Source organism: Pantoea sp. EKM103V (genome assembly GCF_011800365.1).
Taxonomy (GTDB): domain Bacteria; phylum Pseudomonadota; class Gammaproteobacteria; order Enterobacterales; family Enterobacteriaceae; genus Pantoea; species Pantoea anthophila.
Genome location: NZ_JAALFQ010000013.1, coordinates 52,221 through 74,157 on the forward strand (window position 1 = coordinate 52,221; position 21,937 = coordinate 74,157).

Sequence of the window (21,937 nt, forward strand, 5' to 3'; positions counted from 1 at the left end):
GCTTTTACGCGGCACGGCGAACCTTCAGACCAGCGACTTAAGGCGATAGATCCAGTCGAGCGCCTGACGCGGCGTCAGCGTATCCGGGTCCAGCGCCTCCAGGGCTTCTACCGCCGGTGAGGTCTCTTCAACCAGCAGCGGCAGCTGAGAACCATCGACCGTCGATGAGGCGGAGTGACTGGAGACGGTCTCCAGCTCTTTCAGCTTGCTGCGCGCGCGTCTGATGACCTCTTTGGGCACCCCCGCCAGCGCTGCCACGGCCAGACCATAGCTCTTGCTGGCGGCCCCCTCCTGCACGCTGTGCATAAAGGCGATGGTGTCACCGTGCTCCACCGCGTCCAGGTGAACGTTCACCACGCCCTCCATTTTCTCCGGCAGGGTGGTCAGCTCGAAGTAATGGGTCGCGAACAGCGTCATCGCTTTAATGCGGTTGGCCAGGTTTTCGGCACAGGCCCAGGCCAGCGATAAGCCGTCGTAGGTGGAGGTACCGCGTCCAATCTCATCCATCAGCACCAGACTGTTTTCGGTGGCGTTGTGCAGGATGTTGGCGGTTTCGGTCATCTCCACCATAAAGGTCGAGCGTCCGGAGGCGAGATCATCAGCGGCACCCACGCGGGTGAAGATGCGATCCAGCGGGCCAATCAGCGTCTCATCGGCGGGAACAAAACTGCCAATCCACGCCATCAGCGCAATCAGCGCCGCCTGACGCATATAGGTACTTTTACCGCCCATGTTCGGACCGGTGATGATCAGCATTCTGCGCTGGGGGGCCAGGGAGAGCGGGTTAGCAATAAACGGCTCTTTCAGTACCTGTTCAACCACCGGATGGCGACCGCCGCTGATTTTGATCCCGGCTTTATCCTGCAACACCGGTCGGCAGTAGTTCAGCGTCCAGGCACGCTCAGCCAGATTGCTCAGCACATCCAGCTCTGCCAGCGCCGCGGCACTCAGCTGCAACGCTTCAAGATGCGGCAGCAGCTGATCGAACAGCGCCTCATAGAGGCTTTTTTCCAGCGACAGCGCTTTCCCCTTCGAGGTCAGTACCTTGTCTTCGTACTCTTTCAGCTCCGGGATAATGTAGCGTTCCGCATTTTTCAGGGTCTGACGACGGACATAGTGCATTGGCACCTGATGGCTCTGCGCGCGGCTTACCTGGATGAAGTAGCCGTGTACGCCGTTAAAGCCAACTTTGAGGGTATCCAGTCCCAGCTTCTCGCGTTCGCGAATCTCCAGCCTGTCGAGATAGTCCGTTGCGCCATCGGCCAGCGCACGCCACTCATCCAGCTCGGCGTTATAACCGGGGGCAATCACGCCGCCGTCGCGGATCAGCACCGGCGGGGAGTCGATGATCGCCTGCTCCAGCAGCTCACGCAGCGCGGCGAACTCGCCCATCTGGGTGCGCAGCTTCTGCAGCTGTGGTGCTTCAACATCGGCCAGCAGCTGGTTAAGCTCCGGCAGCTGCTGAAAAGCGTGCCGCATGCGGGCCAGATCGCGCGGGCGGGCGGTACGCAGCGCCAGGCGGGCCAGGATTCGTTCCAGATCGCCGACCTGACGCAACACCGGCTGAAGCACCTCACTGAGAGGCTGCAGTTCTGCAATCGACTCCTGACGCTGGGTGATCGTGCGCACGTCGCGCAGCGGCATATGCAGCCAGCGTTTGAGCATCCGGCTTCCCATCGGGGTGACCGTTTTGTCCAGCACGGCCGCCAGGGTGTTGTCGGTGCCGCCTGCCAGGTTCTGGGTGATCTCCAGATTACGGCGGGTGGCCGCATCCATAATGATGCTGTCCTGCTGCCGCTCCATGCTCAGCGAGCGGATGTGCGGCAGGGTGGTGCGCTGGGTATCTTTGGCATACTGCAGCAGACAGCCCGCCGCACTCAGTCCGAGCTGCGCATTCTCCACGCCAAACCCGTTAAGGTCACGGGTGCCGAACTGCAGATTGAGCTGCTGCCGGGCGGTGTCGATCTCAAACTCCCACAGCGGACGGCGGCGCAGGCCACGACGCTGATCGATCAGTGACATCGCCTGGAAATCTTCAGGGTAGAGCAGCTCGGCCGGGTTGGTGCGCTGCAGCTCTGCCGCCATGGTTTCGGCATCGGCAGGTTCGCTGAGGCGAAAACGGCCCGAGCTGATATCGAGCGTGGCGTAGCCAAACCCCCGCGGGCTTTGCACAATCGCCGCCAGCAGGTTGTCGTGCCGCTCCTGCAACAGCGCCTCATCGCTGATGGTTCCCGGCGTAACGATACGCACCACTTTGCGCTCGACCGGCCCTTTGCTCAGCGCCGGGTCACCGATCTGCTCGCAGATCGCCACGGATTCGCCCAGCTGCACCAGCTTAGCCAGATACCCCTCAACCGCATGATAGGGCACACCGGCCATCGGGATCGGTTCGCCTGCCGACGCGCCGCGTTTGGTCAGCGAAATCTCCAGCAGCTGTGAGGCACGTTTCGCGTCGTCATAAAACAGCTCGTAGAAGTCACCCATACGGTAAAACAGCAGAATGTCAGGGTGCTCTGCCTTGAGGCGCAGGTACTGCTGCATCATGGGCGTGTGAGAAGGAAAGTCCTTTTCGGTTGGCTCTTGCATAAGGTTTTAACTCATTTTTGATGCGGTAAATTTCTGGCGGTCAACGCCCATGAAACCGAAAGGCATTCCAGGCGCGCAGGATAATCAGATGATAACGAATAGGGCAGGGCATATGCCAGCCTGATGCGCAGACCGTGAACCTGACCGGCCAGGAGCCATCCTGGCAAATGGCAGGGCGGCTGCGACAGAAAAGTGTCACTTTTGCACCCTCTGATGTGCTGCTGCGAGGCGGCTCGCGATTTCTGGCAGGATAGCGCACCGGGGGATTGCCGATCAGGCGGCTGCGCGCGGAGCGTGCGGTTCACCGGCAGGGTCGCGCGGATTAAAGAAAAATCAGTCCACCGTGCCCGCCTGAAAAAGAGACACCGGTCAAAGAAGTGGCACGCACATCTGCGCCCGGCGGACAAAAGTGGTTGAATCAACGGGTTACATTTTCAGCGCGCAAAATTTACCCGGCGCAGTCAGGTCAGCATCACGCCGTCATAGCGGCGACCGGGAGCGTTTGCCGGGATGATGACGTCGCGCTCAGGATGGAACGGAAAGTCTGAATAACGGCTTTAATGACCTTAATTATCAGGAGGATAAATGTCACTAACCCGTCGGCATTTCTTACACTCAGGCGCGGCGCTGGCTTTCGCTGCGACGTTTCCCGCCTTCGCAAACGTGCCTTACAGTTCGGGCGAGAAAAAACCTCAGCTGATTCCGCCGCCAGGCAGCGTCGATTGCCATATGCATCTGTACGACAGCCGCTGTCCTGCCGTGCCTGGCACAAAACTGATGAACCCGGCGAACGCCTCACTGGAAGACTATCGGAAGCTTCAGCAGAGACTGGGCATCAACCGGATGGTGATTGTCACGCCCTCCCGCTATGGAACCGATAACAGCGTCCTGCTGAATGGCCTGGCGGCGAGCGGGGGAAATGCGCGCGGCGTGGTGGTGCTGGACTCGTCGGTCAGCGATGATGAACTGCAGAAGCTGCATCAGGCGGGCGTCAGGGGAATCCGGTTCAATCTGCGTTACAGCGCGGTTAACCTCGATGATATGGAGAAGTTAGCAGCTCGCGTAAATCCCCTGAACTGGCATATTCAGGTGGTGACCTCTGGTAAACACTTAACCGAACTGGAAAGCCGGCTGCAAAGACTCCCGACCCCGGTGGTGATCGATCATATGGGGCACGTGCCGCAGCCGGAGGGCATTACGTCGCCGGTGTTTACCACGCTGCAGCGGATGCTGGATGGCGGGAAAAGCTGGATAAAACTCTCCGGGGTTTATATCGACTCCTTAACCGGCGCGCCGGGCTATAACGATGTGACGCCGGTGGCACAAAAACTGGTGCAGATTAACCCGGAACGGCTGCTGTGGGGCAGCGACTGGCCGCATCCGACCGAACCGGACAGCCATAAGCCGGACGATGCGGTGTTACTCGATCTGATGCAGGTCTGGGCGCCGGAGAGCCGGGATCGGCAGAGAATACTGCGTGATAACCCCGTTAAGCTCTATGACTTCTGACGCAGCATTTACAGGCAGCCAGGTCAGTTCAGCCCGTGCTGCAGCGCCCATACCGCGGCTTCCAGCCGGGATTTAAGGTTCATCTTCTTCAGCAGATATTTGACGTGGACCTTAACGGTGCTTTCGCTGATGGCCAGCTTACGGGCGATCGCTTTATTGGTCATCCCGTCGCTGATCAGCTGCAGGATTTCGCGTTCGCGTCGGGTCAGCTGCGTGATGTCACGCGGCCGGGCAGGCCGGGCGTCGCGCAGCCGGGTGACCAGCATCGGCGTTAACGCCTCGCTCAGCACGATCTGACCGGCTGCCGCCTGATGCAGGGCTTTCAGCAGCGCTTCCGGCTCCATATCTTTCAGCAGATAGCCATCGGCGCCGCGCTGCAGTGCGCTGACGACATCCTCTTCCTCATCCGACACGCTGAACACCACCACCCGCCCGGAGAGGGGGGCTTCGCGCAGTCGGGTCAGGGTATCCAGCCCATTCAGTCCCGGCATATTCAGATCCAGCAGGATCAGGTCAGGATCGTGCTGCTGCGCCAGCGCCACGCCCTGCGCACCGTTTCCCGCCTCGGCAACCACCTGCAGTCTCTCATCCAGCGCGATTAGCTGCTTCAGCCCGTTGCGCAGCATGGGGTGGTCGTCGATCAATAAAAGCGTAAATGTCTCTGCCGTCACCATGACTCCTGTTCCTGTCACCGCTGCCCGTCCGGATCGGGTGTGGGCCTATCTTACCGGTGAGGCGGGGGCGCTATATACCCCCAAAGGACTACTCCTTTATTTCCATTTTCCCTCTCCCCGGCACGCCATTTTCAGTGCAGCCGATTAACCTTATGATTTGCAATGACTCTCTGCTGCCTCTCCGCTACTTATCCCGGCTGAGACAGGATGACCACGCCCGGATAACCTGCATTGCCGTTGATTTGTATCAAGCAAGCGGGCAGGGCGGATACGCAGGATATGCCCCATTATTCTTCTGCTGATGAGAGAGTCATGACCCAATCTGCCCCTTTGCAAACCCCGACGCGCGGCGCACCGATCCAGGAGTGGCAACCGGAAAATGCGGCGTTCTGGCAGGCGCGGGGTAAACGCATCGCCAGCCGCAACCTCTGGATCTCTGTCTTCTGTCTGCTGTTGAGCTTCTGCGTCTGGATGCTGTTCAGCACCGTCGCGGTTAACCTGAATAAGGTCGGCTTCCGCTTCAGCACCGAACAGCTCTTTCTGCTGACCGCGCTGCCGTCGGTCTCCGGCGCGCTGCTGCGTGTGCCTTACTCATTTGTGATTCCCGTCTTTGGCGGACGCCGCTGGACCGCCTTCAGCACCGGCATCCTGATCGTCCCCTGCCTGTGGCTCGGTTTTGCGGTAAGGGACAGCCAGACCTCCTTCGCCACCTTTATGGCGATCGCTCTGCTGTGCGGTTTCGGGGGCGCGAACTTCGCCTCCAGCATGGGCAATATCAGCTTCTTCTTTCCCAAAGCCCGTCAGGGCGGCGCGCTGGGCATCAATGGCGGCCTGGGGAATCTCGGCGTCAGCGTCATGCAGTTTGTTGCCCCGCTGGCGATCTCCTGCGCCATTTTTGGTTTTGCCGATGGGGGACAAGTCACCGCGAGCGGCGATAGCCTCTGGCTGGAAAATGCGGCCTGGATCTGGGTGCCGTTTCTGGCCATCGGCACGCTGGCCGCCTGGCTGGGAATGAACGATCTGGCGGCAGCGAAATCCTCGCTGCGCGAACAGTTGCCGGTGCTGAAACGTCCGCACCTCTGGATCATGGCGCTGCTCTATCTGGCGACCTTCGGCTCCTTTATCGGCTTTTCAGCCGGTTTCGCCATGCTGACAAAGACGCAGTTTCCCGGCGTGGTGATTATGCACTACGCCTTTTTTGGCCCGCTGATTGGCGCACTGGCGCGATCAGCAGGCGGCATGATCTCGGATCGCTTCGGCGGAACCCGCGTCACCCTGATCAACTACGTGCTGATGGCACTGTTTGCTGCACTGCTGTTTCTCACGCTGCCGGGAGCCGGACATCAGGGATCGTTCGTCGCCTTCTTCGCCCTGTTTATGGGCCTGTTCCTCACTTCCGGCCTCGGCAGCGGTTCCACCTATCAGATGATTGCCGTGATCTTCCGCCGGCTGACGCTGGAACGCATCAAAGCCGAAGGTGGTGACGAGGCGCTGGCACAGCGGGAAGCCGCCACAGAAACCTCCGCGGCGCTTGGCTTTATTTCCGCTATCGGCGCGCTGGGCGGCTTCTTTATTCCACAAACCTTTGGCCTCTCGCTTGCCATGACCGGCTCTCCGGCCGGGGCGATGAAAATCTTTCTGGTCTTCTACCTCTGCTGTATCGCCATCACCTGGCGGGTCTACGGACGAAAAGCGCGCGCCGGATAACGACAACGCCGGTGTGGCGCACCGGCAATCCCTTTATTTTCTGCATCAGCACGCATGCAGAGTAAGCAATGTGACACCAGGCCTTCAGGAGCCTTCCGGATGAGCAAATTTCTCGATCGATTTCGCTATTTCAAACAGCTGGCTGAGCCCTTTTCCGGCCAGCATGGTCAGACGCTGAACAGCAACCGTGACTGGGAAGATGGCTATCGCAGTCGCTGGCAGCACGATAAAGTCGTGCGCTCTACCCACGGCGTTAACTGCACCGGCTCGTGCAGCTGGAAAATCTACGTCAAAAACGGCCTGGTCACCTGGGAGACCCAGCAGACTGACTACCCCCGCACCCGTCCCGACCTGCCGAACCATGAACCGCGCGGCTGTCCACGCGGTGCCAGCTACTCCTGGTATCTCTACAGCGCCAACCGCCTGAAATATCCGCTGATGCGTAAGACGCTGATCCAGCTCTGGCGCGAGGCGAAGGCGCAGCATAGCGATCCGGTGGAGGCCTGGGCCTCCATCATCCGCGATCCGGAAAAAGCGCGCAGCTATAAACAGGCGCGCGGACGCGGCGGATTTGTGCGGTCCAGCTGGCAGGAGGTGAATGAGCTGATTGCCGCCGCAAATATCTGCACGGCCAAAATCTACGGCCCTGATCGCGTGGTCGGCTTCTCGCCGATTCCGGCGATGTCGATGGTCTCCTATGCCGCCGGGGCGCGTTACCTGTCGTTAATTGGCGGCACCTGCCTGAGCTTCTATGACTGGTATTGTGACCTGCCACCGGCCTCACCGATGACCTGGGGCGAGCAGACCGACGTGCCGGAATCCGCTGACTGGTATAACGCTTCCTACATCATCGCCTGGGGCTCAAACGTGCCACAGACCCGCACCCCGGATGCGCACTTCTTTACCGAAGTCCGCTACAAGGGGACGAAAACCGTGGCGATCACCCCGGACTATGCCGAAGTCGCCAAGCTGTGCGACCAGTGGCTGAGTCCGAAGCAGGGCACCGACAGCGCGATGGCGCTGGCGATGGGCCACGTGATGCTGAAAGAGTTTCACCTCGACCGTGATGTCCCCTATTTCCGCGACTATGTGCGCCGCTACACCGACATGCCGATGCTGGTGCTGCTGGAGCCGCGCGAAGGCGGATTTTATGCCGCGGGTCGCCAGCTGCGCGCCAGCGATCTGGTCGATGGGCTGGGTCAGAAAAACAACCCGGAATGGAAAACGGTGGCGCTGGATCAGACCACCGGCGAGCTGGTGGCCCCTCAGGGCGCGATCGGTTTCCGCTGGGGCGAAAAAGGGAAATGGAATCTGGAACAGCGCGATGGCCTGTCGCAAAAAGAGGTGGAGCTGCAGCTGAGTCTGCTCGGCAGCCACGATGAGGTGGTCGAGGTCGGTTTCCCTTACTTCGGCGGCATCACCAGCGACCATTTTAACAGCGTCGCGCTGGATGAGATCCTGCTGCATAAGCTGCCGGTCAGACGCCTGACGCTGGCAGATGGCAGTGAAGCCCGGGTCGCCAGCGTCTACGATCTGACCCTCGCAAACTACGGTCTGGATCGCGGTCTGGGCGATGCTCACTGCGCGCAAAACTATGATGAGATCAAAGCCTACAGTCCCGCCTGGGCGGAGCAGATCACCGGCGTCTCCCGGCAGAACATCATCCGCCTCGCGCGCGAGTTTGCCGGGAACGCGGAGAAAACCCACGGACGTTCAATGATCATTGTCGGTGCCGGTATGAACCACTGGTATCACATGGACATGAACTACCGGGGACTGATGAACATGCTGATTTTCTGCGGCTGCGTCGGTCAGAGCGGCGGAGGCTGGGCGCATTACGTCGGTCAGGAGAAACTCCGTCCGCAGACCGGCTGGGCTCCGCTGGCCTTTGGCCTCGACTGGCAGCGTCCGCCACGCCAGATGAACAGCACCTCTTTCTTTTACAACCACTCCAGCCAGTGGCGCTATGAAACCCTGGCGACCGAAGAACTGCTCTCGCCGCTGGCCGATAAAAGCCGCTTCAGCGGCAGCCTGATCGACCTTAACGTCCGCTCCGAACGCATGGGCTGGCTGCCTTCCGCGCCGCAGCTTAACGTCAACCCGCTGCACATCGCCGCCCGGGCCAATGCCGCCGGGCAGTCGGTGATTGACTATACCGTGGCGAGCCTGAAGCAGGGCACCCTGCGCTTTGCCGCTGAACAGCCGGACGATCCGCAGAACTTTCCGCGAAACCTGTTTGTCTGGCGCTCTAACCTGCTTGGCTCGTCAGGGAAAGGGCATGAGTACATGCTGAAGTATCTGCTCGGCACCGAAAACGGCATTCAGGGACAAGATTTAGGCCAGCAGGGGCGCGTGAAGCCGGAGGAGGTCGAATGGCAGGCACAGGGCGCCGAAGGAAAACTGGATCTGGTGGTGACCCTCGATTTCCGTATGTCGAGCACCTGCCTCTACTCCGACGTGGTGCTGCCGACCGCCACCTGGTATGAAAAAGACGACATGAATACGTCGGATATGCATCCGTTTATTCATCCGCTTTCGGCGGCGGTCGACCCCGCCTGGGAGTCAAAAAGTGACTGGGAGATCTACAAAGGCATTGCCAAAGCCTTCTCCGACCTTTGCCCCGGTCATTTAGGCGTTGAAACGGATGTGGTGACGCTGCCGGTGCTGCACGACTCGCCCGCCGAACTGGCGCAGCCGTTTGAAGCCAGAGAGTGGAAAAAAGGGGAGTGCGATCTGATCCCCGGTAAAACGGCACCGCACATCATGGTCGTGGAGCGTGACTATCCGGCGACCTGGGCGCGCTTTACCACGCTGGGGCCACTGCTGGAGGCGCAGGGCAACGGCGGCAAAGGGATTAGCTGGAACACCTGTAAAGAGGTCGATCTCCTGAAGCAGCTGAACTATGTCAAAGCGGATGGCCCGGCTGCGGGACGGCCCAATATCGACACGGCCATTGATGCGGCCGAGGTGATTCTGGCGCTGGCGCCGGAAACCAACGGTCAGGTGGCGGTCAAAGCCTGGCAGGCGCTGGGTGCGATAACCGGTCGCGATCACACTCACCTGGCGCTGAACAAGGAAGATGAGAAGATCCGCTTCCGCGATATCCAGGCGCAGCCGCGCAAAATCATCTCCAGCCCGACCTGGTCAGGTCTGGAAGATGAGCATGTCTCCTACAACGCCTGCTACACCAACGTTCATGAACTGATCCCGTGGCGTACCCTGAGTGGCCGTCAGCAGCTCTATCAGGACCATGAGTGGATGCGCGCCTTCGGCGAAAGCCTGATGGTCTACCGTCCGCCGATTGACACCCGGGCAGCGAAGCCGTTGCTCAACAGTAAACCCAACGGCAACCCGGAGAAGGCGCTGAATTTCCTGACGCCACATCAGAAGTGGGGCATTCACTCCACCTACAGCGACAACCTGCTGATGCTGACCCTGTCGCGCGGCGGCCCGATTGTCTGGATGAGTGAAGAGGATGCCCGCGAACTGGGCATTGCGGATAACGACTGGATCGAGGCGTTCAACGCCAACGGTGCCCTGACCGCCCGTGCGGTGGTGAGCCAGCGCATCCCGGCCGGTATGACCATGATGTATCACGCTCAGGAACGCATCGTGAATATCCCCGGTTCCGAGATCACCCGCCAGCGCGGGGGGATCCACAACTCCGTGACCCGGGCCTGCCCGAAACCGACCCATATGATCGGCGGCTACGCCCAGCTCTCCTGGGGCTTTAACTACTACGGCACCGTCGGGTCGAACCGCGATGAGTTCGTGGTGGTGAGAAAAATGAATAACGTTGACTGGTTAGACGGGGAAGGCCACGACGCCTGCCAGGGCGGCCAGCAGGAGGTGAAACCATGAAAATTCGCTCTCAGGTCGGCATGGTGCTGAACCTCGACAAATGTATCGGCTGCCACACCTGCTCGGTGACCTGCAAAAACGTCTGGACCAGCCGCGAGGGGATGGAATACGCCTGGTTTAACAACGTCGAGAGCAAGCCCGGCGTCGGCTATCCGCACGCCTGGGAAGATCAGCAGAAGTGGAAGGGGGGCTGGATCCGGAAGATCAACGGCAGGCTGGAGCCGCGCATGGGCAGCCGCGTCGGGCTGCTGTCGAAGATCTTTGCTAACCCGGACGTGCCTGCGCTGGATGATTACTACGAGCCGTTCGATTTCGACTATCAGCATCTGCACAATGCACCCGCCGGAAAACAGCAGCCGATCGCCCGCCCGCGCTCGCTGATCACCGGTCAGCGGATGAAAAAGATCGAGAATGGCCCTAACTGGGAAGAGATCCTCGGCGGCGAGTTTGCGAAGCGCTCGCAGGATAAGAACTTCGATAACATCCAGAAGGAGATTTACGGCCAGTTCGAGCACACCTTTATGATGTACCTGCCGCGCCTCTGTGAGCACTGCCTCAACCCGGCCTGCGTGGCAACCTGTCCCAGCGGCGCCATCTACAAGCGCGGCGAAGATGGCATCGTGCTGATCGATCAGGATAAATGCCGCGGCTGGCGCATGTGCCTGACCGGCTGTCCCTACAAGAAGATCTACTACAACTGGAAAAGCGGCAAATCTGAGAAGTGCATCTTCTGTTATCCGCGCATTGAATCGGGCCAGCCGACCGTCTGTTCGGAAACCTGTGTCGGCCGGATCCGCTATCTCGGCGTGCTGCTCTATGACGCTGATCGCATTGAACAGGCGGCGTCAGCGGAAAACGAAAAAGATCTCTACCAGCGTCAGCTGGATATCTTCCTCGATCCGCACGATCCGGCAGTGATCGCCCAGGCGCTGAAAGATGGCGTGGCGCAGAGCGTGATCGACGCGGCGCAGCGTTCGCCGGTCTACAAAATGGCGATGGAGTGGAAGCTGGCGCTGCCGCTGCATCCGGAATACCGCACGCTGCCGATGGTCTGGTATGTGCCGCCACTGTCACCGATTCAGTCGGCGGTGGATGGCGGCGCACTGGCTCACACTGGCGTGCTGCCGGATGTGGAGAGTCTGCGCATCCCGGTTGAGTATCTGGCCAACCTGCTGACCGCAGGCGACACCGCGCCGGTGCTGCGGGCACTGAAACGGATGCTGGCGATGCGCCACTACAAACGCGCTGAGAGCGTGGAGGGGCAGCGCGATAGCCGGGCGCTGGAACAGGTCGGCCTGACCGAAGCGCAGGCGCAGGAGATGTACCGCTATCTGGCGATCGCCAACTACGAAGATCGTTTTGTGGTGCCTTCCAGCCATCGCGAGCTGGCGCGTGAAGCCTTCCCGGAAAGTAAAGGCTGCGGCTTTAGCTTTGGCGATGGCTGCCACGGCAGCGACAGCCGGTTCAATCTGTTTAACAGCCGTCGCATTGATGCCATCGACATCGCCAGTCCGACCCGCCGCCAGGAGGATGCCTCATGATGACGTTACGGATGCTGTCACGGCTGCTGGATTACCCTGACGAGGCGCTGTTTGCTCATCACTCTGAGCTGATCGCGGCGCTGGACGCGGCAGATGAACTTGATCTGCCGCAGCGGGCAGGGCTGGAGCAGTTTATTCAGCAGCTTTGTGCGCGGCCACTGCTGGATGTGCAGGCGGACTACTGCGCCCTGTTTGATCGCGGCCGCGCCACCTCGCTGCTGCTGTTTGAGCATGTGCACGGCGAATCCCGCGATCGCGGTCAGGCGATGGTCGATCTGCTGGCGCACTACCGGGCCGCCGGTCTGGAGCTGGACAGCAAAGAGCTGCCCGACTATCTGCCGCTCTATCTGGAGTATCTCGCCTGTCAAAGTGACGAGGCGGCGCGTCAGGGACTGGAGGATATCGTGCCGATTCTGGCTCTGCTGGCGGCGCGTCTGGAAGCGCGCCAGAGTCCCTATGCCGCCCTTTTCACGCTGTTACTGACGCTGGCGGGCAGCGCGGCTGACCCGGCCGCCCTCCGGCCGCAGGTGGCGAAGGAAGCGCGTGACGACACCCCGGCGGCGCTGGATGCGGTCTGGGAAGAGGAGCAGATTAAATTTCTCGGCGAGCAGGGCTGTGCCTCAGCGCAGCAGGCGATGCATCAGCGTCGCTTCGCCGATGCGGTCGCGCCGCACTATCTGGATATTGCTGCGGCGACGGCACGCCGCACAGGAGAATCAGCATGAATGTTCTGAACACTTTCTTCTTCGATATTTACCCCTATCTTGCCGGAACGGTTTTTCTGGTGGGGAGCTGGCTGCGCTATGACTACGGGCAGTACAGCTGGCGGGCCGGTTCCAGTCAGATGCTGGATAAAAAGGGGATGCGGCTCGCCTCTAACCTGTTCCACATCGGCATTATCGGCATCTTCTTCGGTCATTTCGTCGGGATGCTGACGCCGCACTGGATGTATGAGTCGTTTCTGCCGATCGACGTAAAGCAGAAGCTGGCGATGGTGGCGGGTGGCCTGTTCGGGGCGATGACGCTGGCCGGGGGAGCGCTGCTGCTGAAGCGTCGTCTGACCCATCCGCGGGTGCGGGCGACCAGCAGCGTCGGCGATATTCTGATCCTGACCCTGCTGGTGGTGCAGGCCACGCTGGGCCTGCTGACCATTCCCTTCTCTGCTCAGCATATGGATGGCAGTGAAATGATGAAGCTGGTGGGCTGGGCACAGGCGGTGGTGACTTTCCACGGCGGTGCTTCACAGCATCTGGCCGGGGTGGCAGTGATCTACCGCGTCCATATGGTGCTGGGGATGACCCTGTTCCTGCTGTTCCCCTTCTGCCGGCTGGTGCATATCTGGAGCGCACCGGTTGAGTACCTGACCCGGCGCTATCAGCTGGTCAGAAACCGTCGCTGAATGCTGAGCCGCCGCGGGGGCAGGGCAGCCCTGCGGCGGTTTTCACCGGCGTCAGCCTTGACGTTTTTTTAAGATTTTGACCTGTATGTCGCTGCGCTGAACGTCTACTATTACCGCATCTGATTTTACCCCCTCGTTTATGGATAACCGATGCGTCTCAAGCTAGCCCTCCTTGCCCTTATTCCGCTTCTGGCCTCCTGCAGCAGCAAACCTGACGTTCCCTCCCGGCAGAAGATGCTGCCTGCGCCGCAGGGCGGTTTTTTACTGCAGCCGTCGCATAACGGATCGGGCATGTCTGGCGATTTTGCCGGCAATCCGGCCGCCGAGAAATTTATCGATAAGATGGTGAAAGAGCATGACTTTGATCGTCAGCAACTGCACGACATTATCGGTCAGGCAAAACGGCTGGATTATGTGCTGCGGCTGATGGATCGTCAGGCCCCGAGCTATACGCCCGCGCCGGGTCCTAACGGGGCCTGGATCCGCTATCGCAACAAATTCATTACGCCGGATAACGTGCAAAACGGGGTAGCGTTCTGGAACCAGTATCAGGATGCGCTGCAGCGCGCGCAGCAGGTTTACGGCGTGCCGCCGGAAATTATTGTCGGCATCATCGGCGTGGAAACCCGCTGGGGGCGCGTCATGGGGAAAACGCGCATTCTGGATGCGCTGGCGACCCTGTCGTTCAACTATCCACGCCGTGCTGAGTACTTCAGCAGCGAGCTGGAAACCTTCCTGCTGATGTCGCGTAAAGAGCAGGATGACCCGCTGGCGCTGAAAGGCTCTTTCGCCGGCGCGATGGGCTATGGTCAGTTTATGCCCTCTTCTTATCAGGAGTATGCGGTTGATTTCAACGGCGACGGTCATGCCAATCTCTGGGATCCGGTGGATGCGATCGGCAGCGTTGCGCACTACTTCCAGAAACATGGCTGGCGCAGCGGTGAAAATGTTGCCGTTCCGGCCAGCGGTCAGGCACCGATGCTGGATGATGGCTTCAAAACCCGCTACAGCGTGAGCATGCTGGCGGCCTCAGGATTATCTCCTCAGGGCTCGCTGGACGGCAACGATGAGGTGAGTCTGCTGCGGCTCGATCTCGGCACCAGTTATCAGTACTGGTATGGCTTGCCCAATTTTTATGTCATCACACGCTACAACCACAGCACCCACTATGCGATGGCGGTGTGGCAGCTGGGTGAGGCGGTCGGCAAAGCGCGACAGGGTGGTCTGTTATAAAGGCTACCCTTGTTAACTGTAAGGTTATATGATGTCGGCCTTTTCAGGCCACACAGCCACAGTTATCTCTGGAGTCGTTATGTCTTTACCTGCCTGCCCAGCCTGTCACGCCGATTACACCTGGCAAGATGGTGACAACCTCAACTGCCCCTCCTGCGGTCATATCTGGACCGAAGGAGAGGGTGACAGCAGCAACGCACCCCTGGAGGTGCGTGATGCCAACGGCAATCTGCTGGCAGATGGCGACAGCGTCACGGTGATCAAAGATCTTAAGGTGAAGGGCAGCTCCTCTTCACTGAAGATCGGCACCAAAGTGAAAAGCATTCGTCTGGTTGAAGGGGACCACAACATCGATTGCAAAATCGACGGCTTTGGCCCGATGAAATTAAAATCTGAGTTTGTGAAAAAGAACTGAGTTCAGGGGCGCACGGACGCGCCCGCGCTCACTCTGCCTTATCCGGTTCCGCCTTCCTCTCCCCCTTTTTCCGCCACCGCTAGCTGTTCAGTCAGTAAAACGCCGTCACGGGTCGCACTTTTTTGCCTTTCATCCGTCTCAGTAAACGAAGAGCTGATTGCTGAATGAGAGGTCAGGATGAAAGAGTGGGATCCCGTGCTGTATCGTAAATTTGAAGCGGAACGCACACGTCCGGCGCATGAGCTGCTGGCGCGTATCCGTCCGGAGCAGGTTGAGCAGGTCACCGATCTGGGATGCGGGCCGGGCAACAGCACGGAGCTGCTCGCTGATGCCTGGCCGCTGGCGCAGATTACCGGACTGGACAGTTCCGCGGCGATGTTAACGCAGGCCCGTGAACGCCTGCCACACTGCCGCTTTGTGCAGGAGGACATCCGCAGCTGGCAGGCAGAGGTCCCGCAGCAGGTCATCTACGCCAACGCTTCCCTGCAGTGGCTGGATGATCACACTGCGCTGTTCCCCCATCTGGTCAGGCAGCTGGCCCCCGGTGGCGTGCTGGCGGTTCAGATGCCGGATAACCTCAATGAACCCTCGCACCAGCTGATGCGTGAGGTCGCCGCATCCGCGCGCTGGCGTTCACAGATCCGCACCGCTGATCGTGTCGCGCTGCTCTCTGCCGGCGCCTATTACGATCTGCTCACCCAGGCGGGCTGTGAGGTGGATATCTGGCGCACCACCTATTATCACGTCATGGCTGATGCGCAGGCGATTATCAGCTGGCTGCAGGCAACAGGCTTGCGCCCGTTCCTGGTGTCACTGGATGAGGCATCCCAGGCGGCGTTTCTCGCTGATTATCATCAGCAACTGCTCAGCGCCTATCCGGCCCGGGCCGACGGTCAGGTGTTGCTGGCTTTCCCGCGTCTTTTTATGGTGGCGGTGAAAAAAGGGGCGTGAGCTGGAAACTCAGCCGCAAAAACAGGGCAATAGTGCAGAGAGCCCTTGAAAAAGTGCGCTTTCTGCACCACCTTCAATCCACACCCCACGGGAGAGTCGCAATGGATGATCAGCAACTGCAGGCGCTTAGTGCGCAGATAGGTGAGAAGCTGAAGCAGCGCAACGCCACCGTCACCTGTGCGGAATCCTGCACCGGCGGATGGATTGCAAAGGTCTTTACCGATATCAGTGGCAGTTCCGCCTGGTTTGAACGCGGTTTTGTGACCTACAGTAATGAGGCAAAACAGCAGCTGGTGAACGTACAGGCAGCGTCGCTGGAACGGTATGGCGCGGTCAGCGAGGCGGTGGTGCGGGAGATGGCGCAGGGTGCCCGTCAGGCCGCTCAGGCAGACTATGCCATTTCAGTCAGCGGCATCGCCGGCCCGGATGGCGGCAGTGAAGAAAAACCGGTCGGCACGGTGTGGTTTGGCCTGGCCGGCCCTGAAGATAAAGTGCTGACTTTTCAGCAGCATTTCAGCGGCGATCGTGATGCCGTACGCCGCCAGTCGGTGGCATGGGCCCTGCAGACACTGTATGGCGAATTTCTGACAAATTAAACTTGATACTGTATGACTATACAGTATAATTGTCCGCAACAGAAAGAGTGCAGGCACCCTGAGTGCGTGTTTACCCGGCTTGATTAGGAGTTGAAATGGCGATTGATGAAAACAAACAGAAGGCTTTAGCTGCCGCGCTGGGCCAGATTGAGAAACAATTTGGTAAAGGCTCCATCATGCGCTTGGGTGAAGACCGCTCAATGGATGTGGAAACCATTTCTACCGGTTCGCTGTCGCTGGATATCGCGTTAGGCGCAGGCGGTCTGCCAATGGGTCGTATCGTTGAGATCTACGGACCTGAGTCTTCCGGTAAAACGACGCTGACCCTGCAGGTCATCGCCGCAGCTCAGCGTAAAGGCAAAACCTGTGCCTTTATCGATGCCGAGCATGCGCTTGACCCGGTCTATGCCAAGAAGCTGGGCGTTGATATCGACAACCTGCTCTGCTCACAGCCGGACACCGGTGAGCAGGCGCTGGAGATCTGTGATGCACTGGCCCGCTCTGGCGCGGTCGATGTCATCATCGTCGACTCCGTTGCGGCGCTGACGCCGAAAGCGGAAATCGAAGGTGAGATCGGTGACTCACACATGGGCCTCGCGGCACGTATGATGAGCCAGGCGATGCGTAAGCTGGCCGGTAACCTGAAGCAGTCAAACACCCTGCTGATCTTCATCAACCAGATCCGTATGAAGATTGGTGTGATGTTTGGTAACCCGGAAACCACCACCGGCGGTAACGCGCTGAAGTTCTACGCCTCTGTCCGTCTTGATATCCGCCGTATCGGTGCGATTAAAGAGGGCGATAACGTGGTCGGCAGTGAGACCCGCGTTAAAGTGGTGAAAAACAAAATCGCCGCGCCGTTTAAACAGGCTGAATTCCAGATCATGTACGGTGAAGGGATCAATACCTTCGGTGAGCTGGTTGACCTGGGCGTGAAGCACAAGCTGATTGAAAAAGCGGGTGCATGGTATAGCTACAATGGCGACAAGATTGGTCAGGGTAAATCGAATGCCAGCAACTTCCTGAAAGAGAATGCGGCCGTGGCAAACGAAATCGATCTGAAGTTACGTGAGTTACTGCTCAACGGCGCGGATGAATCACTCGAAGCAGACAAATCTGCTGAGAATGAGAACGCAGCCAGCGAAGCGAACGAAGACTTCTGATGACTAAGACGGGAGAGGCGAACGCCTCTCACGTTATTTTACTTCCCTCTGTCCCTCTCCTGCCTTCCCTCTGTCCTGTTCTGTCGCCATAATCTTTCCCCTGTTTGTACAAGGTGCGCAGTATGACTGAATCCACTCAGCCCCAATCCCAATCCAATGTTGTCTCCTACTCCCGCCTGCTTGACCGCGCGATGCGTATTCTGGGCCAGCGCGATCACAGCCGTGCAGAGCTGGCGCGTAAGCTGCAGCAATCGGCTCAGCGTGCGGCATGGGCGCAAAAAAAAGAGCCTGAGATCATCACCGACGCGCTGCTGGAGCAGGTGCTGAACTGGTGTCAGGAGAGCGGCTGGCTGAACGACGCGCGTTTCACTGAACGGTTTATTCAGAGCCGCAGCCGGAAAGGCTTTGGCTCCCAGCGTGTCCGTCTTGAACTGGCCCAGAAAGGCATTGACCGTGAAGCCATTGATATTGCGATGGAAGAAACGGAGGTGGACTGGGCTGCCTGTGCGGCGGAACTGGCCGAACGAAAATTCGGGCATCCGCTGCCTGTCGAGTGGAAAGAGAAAGCGAAAGTACTACGCTACCTGCAGTCAAAAGGGTTTATGAGCGAAGATATCCAGTCTGTTTTCAGAAATTTTGATGACTAAGGGCCGATGTAATTTTACTTCCCACTGAAGAAAATTTATCTTATTCCCACTTTTTGTTCCGCTGATCCGGCACCAGGAAAATGGGGTCGCACCGATCGGTGGGAACGTTCGTTAGCGTGATTCCAGGACATATATGAGCAAGAGCACTGCTGAGATCCGTCAGGCGTTTCTCGACTTTTTTCATAGCAAGGGACATGAGGTTGTAACCAGCAGCTCCCTCGTACCGAATAACGATCCAACGTTGTTGTTTACTAACGCCGGGATGAACCAGTTTAAAGATGTGTTCCTCGGTCAGGACAAACGTGATTACACACGGGCGACCACGTCGCAGCGCTGCGTGCGCGCGGGCGGAAAACACAACGATCTTGAAAACGTCGGCTACACCGCGCGTCACCACACCTTCTTTGAAATGCTGGGTAACTTCAGCTTTGGTGACTACTTCAAGAAAGAGGCGATTGGTTTTGCCTGGGAACTGCTGACGAGCGAACAGTGGTTCGGCCTGCCAAAAGAGCGTCTGTGGGTAACGGTTTATGAAACCGATGATGAAGCCTACGCGATCTGGGAAAAAGAGATCGGTGTGCCACGCGAGCGCATTATTCGCATCGGCGACAACAAGGGCGGCGCCTACGCGTCAGATAACTTCTGGCAGATGGGTGACACCGGTCCGTGTGGTCCGTGCAGCGAGATTTTCTACGATCATGGCGATCACATCTGGGGTGGCCCGCCAGGCAGCCCGGAAGAGGATGGTGACCGTTACATCGAGATCTGGAACATCGTCTTTATGCAGTTCAACCGCCAGGCGGATGGCACCATGCTGCCGCTGCCCAAACCTTCGGTTGATACCGGGATGGGTCTGGAGCGCATTTCTGCCGTTCTGCAACACGTCAACTCTAACTACGAAATCGACCTGTTCCAGAAACTGATTCAGGCTGTGGCGCAGGTTACCGGTGCGACTGACCTCAGCAACAAATCGCTGCGCGTGATTGCCGACCACATCCGCTCCTGCGCCTTCCTGATTGCCGATGGTGTGATCCCGTCCAATGAGAGCCGGGGCTACGTGCTGCGTCGTATCATTCGTCGTGCCGTGCGTCATGGCAACATGCTGGGTGCCAAAGAGGCCTTTTTCTATAAGCTGGTTGCGCCGCTGGTTGAGGTCATGGGTGCCGCAGGCGAAGAGTTGCAGCGCCAGCAGGCTCAGGTTGAGCAGGTGCTGAAAAGCGAAGAAGAGCAGTTTGCCCGCACGCTGGAACGCGGACTGGCGCTGCTGGACGAGGAGCTGGCAAAACTGCAGGGCGACACCCTGGATGGTGAAATCGTCTTCCGTCTCTACGACACCTTTGGTTTCCCGGCGGATTTAACCGCTGACGTCTGCCGCGAACGCAATCTGAAAATCGACGAAGCGGGCTTCGAGCAGGCGATGGAGCAGCAGCGTCAGCGTGCCCGTGAAGCGAGCGGCTTCGGCGCTGACTACAGCAACGTAATCCGCATCGATGCGGCTTCCTCCTTCAAAGGCTACGACCAGCTCGATTTAGCCGCCACCGTAAAAGCACTCTATGTTGTAGGTGAGGCGGTGGATGAAGTGTCCGCAGGTCAGGATGCCGTCGTTGTGCTGGATGAAACGCCATTCTATGGCGAATCGGGTGGTCAGGTTGGCGATACCGGTCTGCTGAAAGGGAAGAATGCTGAATTTAGCGTCCAGGATACACAAAAATATGGTCAGGCAATCGGTCATGTCGGTAAGCTGACCGCCGGGCAGTTGCGTATCGGCGACCGCCTTGAGGCGCAGGTTGATGCGGCACGTCGTGCACGCATCCGTCTTAACCACTCTGCCACCCACTTATTGCACGCCGCATTACGCCAGGTTTTAGGTGAGCACGTGGGGCAGAAAGGCTCTCTGGTTAATGACAAATATCTGCGTTTCGACTTCTCGCATTTTGAAGCGATGAAACCTCAGGAGATTCGTCAGGTCGAAGATATCGTCAATGCACAGATTCGTCGCAACCTGCCGGTGGAAACCGAGGTGATGGATCTTGATGCGGCGAAGTCTAAAGGGGCGATGGCCCTGTTCGGCGAAAAGTATGATCAGCGTGTTCGCGTGCTGACCATGGGTGACTTCTCTGTCGAACTGTGTGGGGGAACCCACGCGGCACGCACTGGCGATATCGGTCTGTTCCGCATTCAGGCTGAGTCAGGCACCGCTGCCGGCATCCGTCGTATCGAGGCGATTACCGGTGAAAGTGCGCTGGCTCAGGTCAACGCGCAGAGCAGCCAGCTGCAGGATATTGCGCAGCTGGTAAAAGCGAACAGCAGCAACCTGAACGAGAAGGTACGCGGTCTGGTTGACCACGTCCGGGCTCTGGAGAAAGAGTTGCAGCAACTGCGCGATCAGCAGGCTGCGCAGGAGAGCGCGTCACTGAGCAGCAATGCCATTGATGTCAAAGGGGCGAAGCTGCTGGTGAGCGAGCTCAGCAATGTTGACCCGAAAATGCTGCGTACCATGGTTGACGATCTCAAGAATCAGCTGGGATCGGCGATTATCGTGTTAGCGACGGTGGCGGAAGGCAAGGTATCGCTCATCGCGGGTGTGACCAAAGATCTGACCGACCGTGTTAAAGCAGGCGAGTTGATTGCCGGTCTGGCGCAGCAGGTAGGCGGGAAGGGCGGTGGTCGTCCGGATATGGCTCAGGCGGGTGGTAACGATGCTGAGGCGCTGAAAGGCGCGCTGGCAGGGGTTGAGAGCTGGGTTAGCAGCCGCCTGTAATGAAATAAAACAAAGCATGGTCAGAAGCGTCAGAACCCCGGTTCCGGCGCTTTTTAATACGATGCTAAAGCAGCAAATGACAAAGTCAGGTTGATGTAGTGTATTTCGGCTAAACTAACTATCAGCAGAATGTATTGGCGCATCGATGTGCATTGGTGTATTCCTCATAGTCAATGCGCAGCGTTAAATGATGGATAATGCCGGGAGCCTGTACAAGCCCGACTCTTTTAATCTTTCAAGGAGCAAAGAATGCTTATTCTAACTCGTCGAGTTGGTGAAACCCTCATGATCGGTGATGAGGTAACGGTAACGGTGCTGGGTGTTAAGGGTAACCAGGTTCGTATAGGGGTTAACGCGCCGAAAGAAGTGTCTGTGCATCGCGAAGAGATCTATCAACGCATCCAGGCTGAAAAAACGCAACAGACCAGCGTTTAACGGATTCAGCGTCTCGCACCTGTGCGAGGCGCTACCGCTTTCTGCAAAAAATCCCACCCTTTGTTCTCTCCCGCTGTTCTCCGTTTTGTTAACGTCCTCCTCTTTCATTGTTGATAATTCACTCTTTTTGCCGCCATTTTGTTCCAATTGTGTGTGATTTGCTCAATCAAACAAAGTTTCGGAAAAATTGTTTGACTTAAAAGTCCGGGAAAGTAATATGTGCGCCACGCAGTGCCGATGAGCAGAAACAAGTTCAGAAGCACGGTTCGAAAGAAAGCGTAAGGTGAGGTGGCCGAGAGGCTGAAGGCGCTCCCCTGCTAAGGGAGTATACGGTCAAAAGCTGTATCGAGGGTTCGAATCCCTCCCTCACCGCCATTTTCGATGCATCCATAGCTCAGCTGGATAGAGTACTCGGCTACGAACCGAGCGGTCGGAGGTTCGAATCCTCCTGGATGCACA

General features: G+C 58.5%; 16 protein-coding genes and 2 tRNA genes. 16 read left to right on the plus strand and 2 right to left on the minus strand.

What is annotated here, in order from left to right; translation table 11 throughout:
* Positions 1 to 24: 24 nt before the first annotated feature.
* On the minus strand, positions 25 to 2,586 hold the full coding sequence (gene mutS, locus HFD97_RS19675) for a DNA mismatch repair protein MutS (RefSeq protein WP_009086921.1): 2,562 nt from the start codon (positions 2,584 to 2,586) through the stop codon (positions 25 to 27).
* A gap of 585 nt (positions 2,587 to 3,171) precedes the next feature.
* Between mutS and HFD97_RS19680 the strand changes: the two genes are divergently transcribed.
* Positions 3,172 to 4,095: an amidohydrolase family protein gene (locus HFD97_RS19680; RefSeq protein WP_167432414.1), complete on the plus strand. Its 924-nt coding sequence runs from the start codon at positions 3,172 to 3,174 to the stop codon at positions 4,093 to 4,095.
* Between the two features lie 23 nt (positions 4,096 to 4,118).
* On the opposite strand, the gene narL is transcribed toward HFD97_RS19680, so the two are convergent.
* The gene (gene narL, locus HFD97_RS19685; protein ID WP_111208205.1) at positions 4,119 to 4,769 is read right to left on the minus strand and encodes a two-component system response regulator NarL; all 651 of its coding nucleotides are present in this window, start codon (positions 4,767 to 4,769) and stop codon (positions 4,119 to 4,121) included.
* A 312-nt stretch (positions 4,770 to 5,081) separates the two neighbouring features.
* On the opposite strand from narL, the gene HFD97_RS19690 reads away from it, so the two are divergent.
* From HFD97_RS19690 to HFD97_RS19760, 15 genes are all read left to right on the plus strand, one after another.
* Positions 5,082 to 6,476, plus strand: coding sequence for a NarK family nitrate/nitrite MFS transporter (locus tag HFD97_RS19690; protein ID WP_167432415.1), 1,395 nt, complete (start codon positions 5,082 to 5,084; stop codon positions 6,474 to 6,476).
* Positions 6,477 to 6,575: 99 nt separating this feature from the next.
* Complete coding sequence (locus HFD97_RS19695) at positions 6,576 to 10,337, plus strand: nitrate reductase subunit alpha (RefSeq protein ID WP_167432416.1); 3,762 nt, start codon at positions 6,576 to 6,578, stop codon at positions 10,335 to 10,337.
* Positions 10,334 to 11,878 (plus strand): nitrate reductase subunit beta, encoded by a 1,545-nt coding sequence (narH, locus tag HFD97_RS19700; protein WP_167432417.1) that lies wholly within the window; start codon positions 10,334 to 10,336, stop codon positions 11,876 to 11,878. Before HFD97_RS19695 ends, narH begins: the two co-directional genes overlap by 4 nt.
* Complete coding sequence (gene narJ, locus HFD97_RS19705) at positions 11,875 to 12,603, plus strand: nitrate reductase molybdenum cofactor assembly chaperone (protein WP_167432418.1); 729 nt, start codon at positions 11,875 to 11,877, stop codon at positions 12,601 to 12,603. The genes narH and narJ overlap by 4 nt, the downstream gene beginning before the upstream one ends.
* Positions 12,600 to 13,277, plus strand: a complete 678-nt coding sequence (gene narI, locus HFD97_RS19710; protein WP_046102444.1) for a respiratory nitrate reductase subunit gamma — start codon at positions 12,600 to 12,602, stop codon at positions 13,275 to 13,277. The genes narJ and narI overlap by 4 nt, the downstream gene beginning before the upstream one ends.
* A 150-nt stretch (positions 13,278 to 13,427) precedes the next feature.
* The gene (gene mltB, locus HFD97_RS19715; protein WP_167432419.1) at positions 13,428 to 14,510 is read left to right on the plus strand and encodes a lytic murein transglycosylase B; all 1,083 of its coding nucleotides are present in this window, start codon (positions 13,428 to 13,430) and stop codon (positions 14,508 to 14,510) included.
* Between the two features lie 79 nt (positions 14,511 to 14,589).
* The gene (locus HFD97_RS19720; protein WP_009086905.1) at positions 14,590 to 14,925 is read left to right on the plus strand and encodes a zinc ribbon domain-containing protein YjdM; all 336 of its coding nucleotides are present in this window, start codon (positions 14,590 to 14,592) and stop codon (positions 14,923 to 14,925) included.
* Between the two features lie 177 nt (positions 14,926 to 15,102).
* Positions 15,103 to 15,876 carry a trans-aconitate 2-methyltransferase gene (gene tam, locus HFD97_RS19725; RefSeq protein WP_167432420.1) on the plus strand — a complete coding sequence of 258 codons (774 nt, stop codon included), beginning with the start codon at positions 15,103 to 15,105 and terminating at the stop codon, positions 15,874 to 15,876.
* A 101-nt stretch (positions 15,877 to 15,977) separates the two neighbouring features.
* The gene (gene pncC, locus HFD97_RS19730; RefSeq protein ID WP_167432421.1) at positions 15,978 to 16,472 is read left to right on the plus strand and encodes a nicotinamide-nucleotide amidase; all 495 of its coding nucleotides are present in this window, start codon (positions 15,978 to 15,980) and stop codon (positions 16,470 to 16,472) included.
* A gap of 95 nt (positions 16,473 to 16,567) precedes the next feature.
* A complete protein-coding gene (gene recA, locus HFD97_RS19735; protein WP_009086899.1) occupies positions 16,568 to 17,635 on the plus strand; it encodes a recombinase RecA in 1,068 nt (355 codons plus the stop codon).
* A 122-nt stretch (positions 17,636 to 17,757) separates the two neighbouring features.
* Positions 17,758 to 18,282 carry a regulatory protein RecX gene (locus HFD97_RS19740; protein ID WP_167432422.1) on the plus strand — a complete coding sequence of 175 codons (525 nt, stop codon included), beginning with the start codon at positions 17,758 to 17,760 and terminating at the stop codon, positions 18,280 to 18,282.
* Positions 18,283 to 18,415: 133 nt separating this feature from the next.
* A complete protein-coding gene (gene alaS, locus HFD97_RS19745) occupies positions 18,416 to 21,043 on the plus strand; it encodes an alanine--tRNA ligase (RefSeq protein ID WP_167432423.1) in 2,628 nt (875 codons plus the stop codon).
* A 249-nt stretch (positions 21,044 to 21,292) separates the two neighbouring features.
* Positions 21,293 to 21,478 carry a carbon storage regulator CsrA gene (csrA, locus tag HFD97_RS19750; RefSeq protein WP_008927091.1) on the plus strand — a complete coding sequence of 62 codons (186 nt, stop codon included), beginning with the start codon at positions 21,293 to 21,295 and terminating at the stop codon, positions 21,476 to 21,478.
* Positions 21,479 to 21,760: 282 nt separating this feature from the next.
* Positions 21,761 to 21,853 (plus strand) — tRNA-Ser (locus HFD97_RS19755).
* An 8-nt stretch (positions 21,854 to 21,861) separates the two neighbouring features.
* Positions 21,862 to 21,935: transfer RNA gene (locus tag HFD97_RS19760), tRNA-Arg, on the plus strand.
* The last annotated feature ends 2 nt before the right edge of the window (positions 21,936 to 21,937 follow it).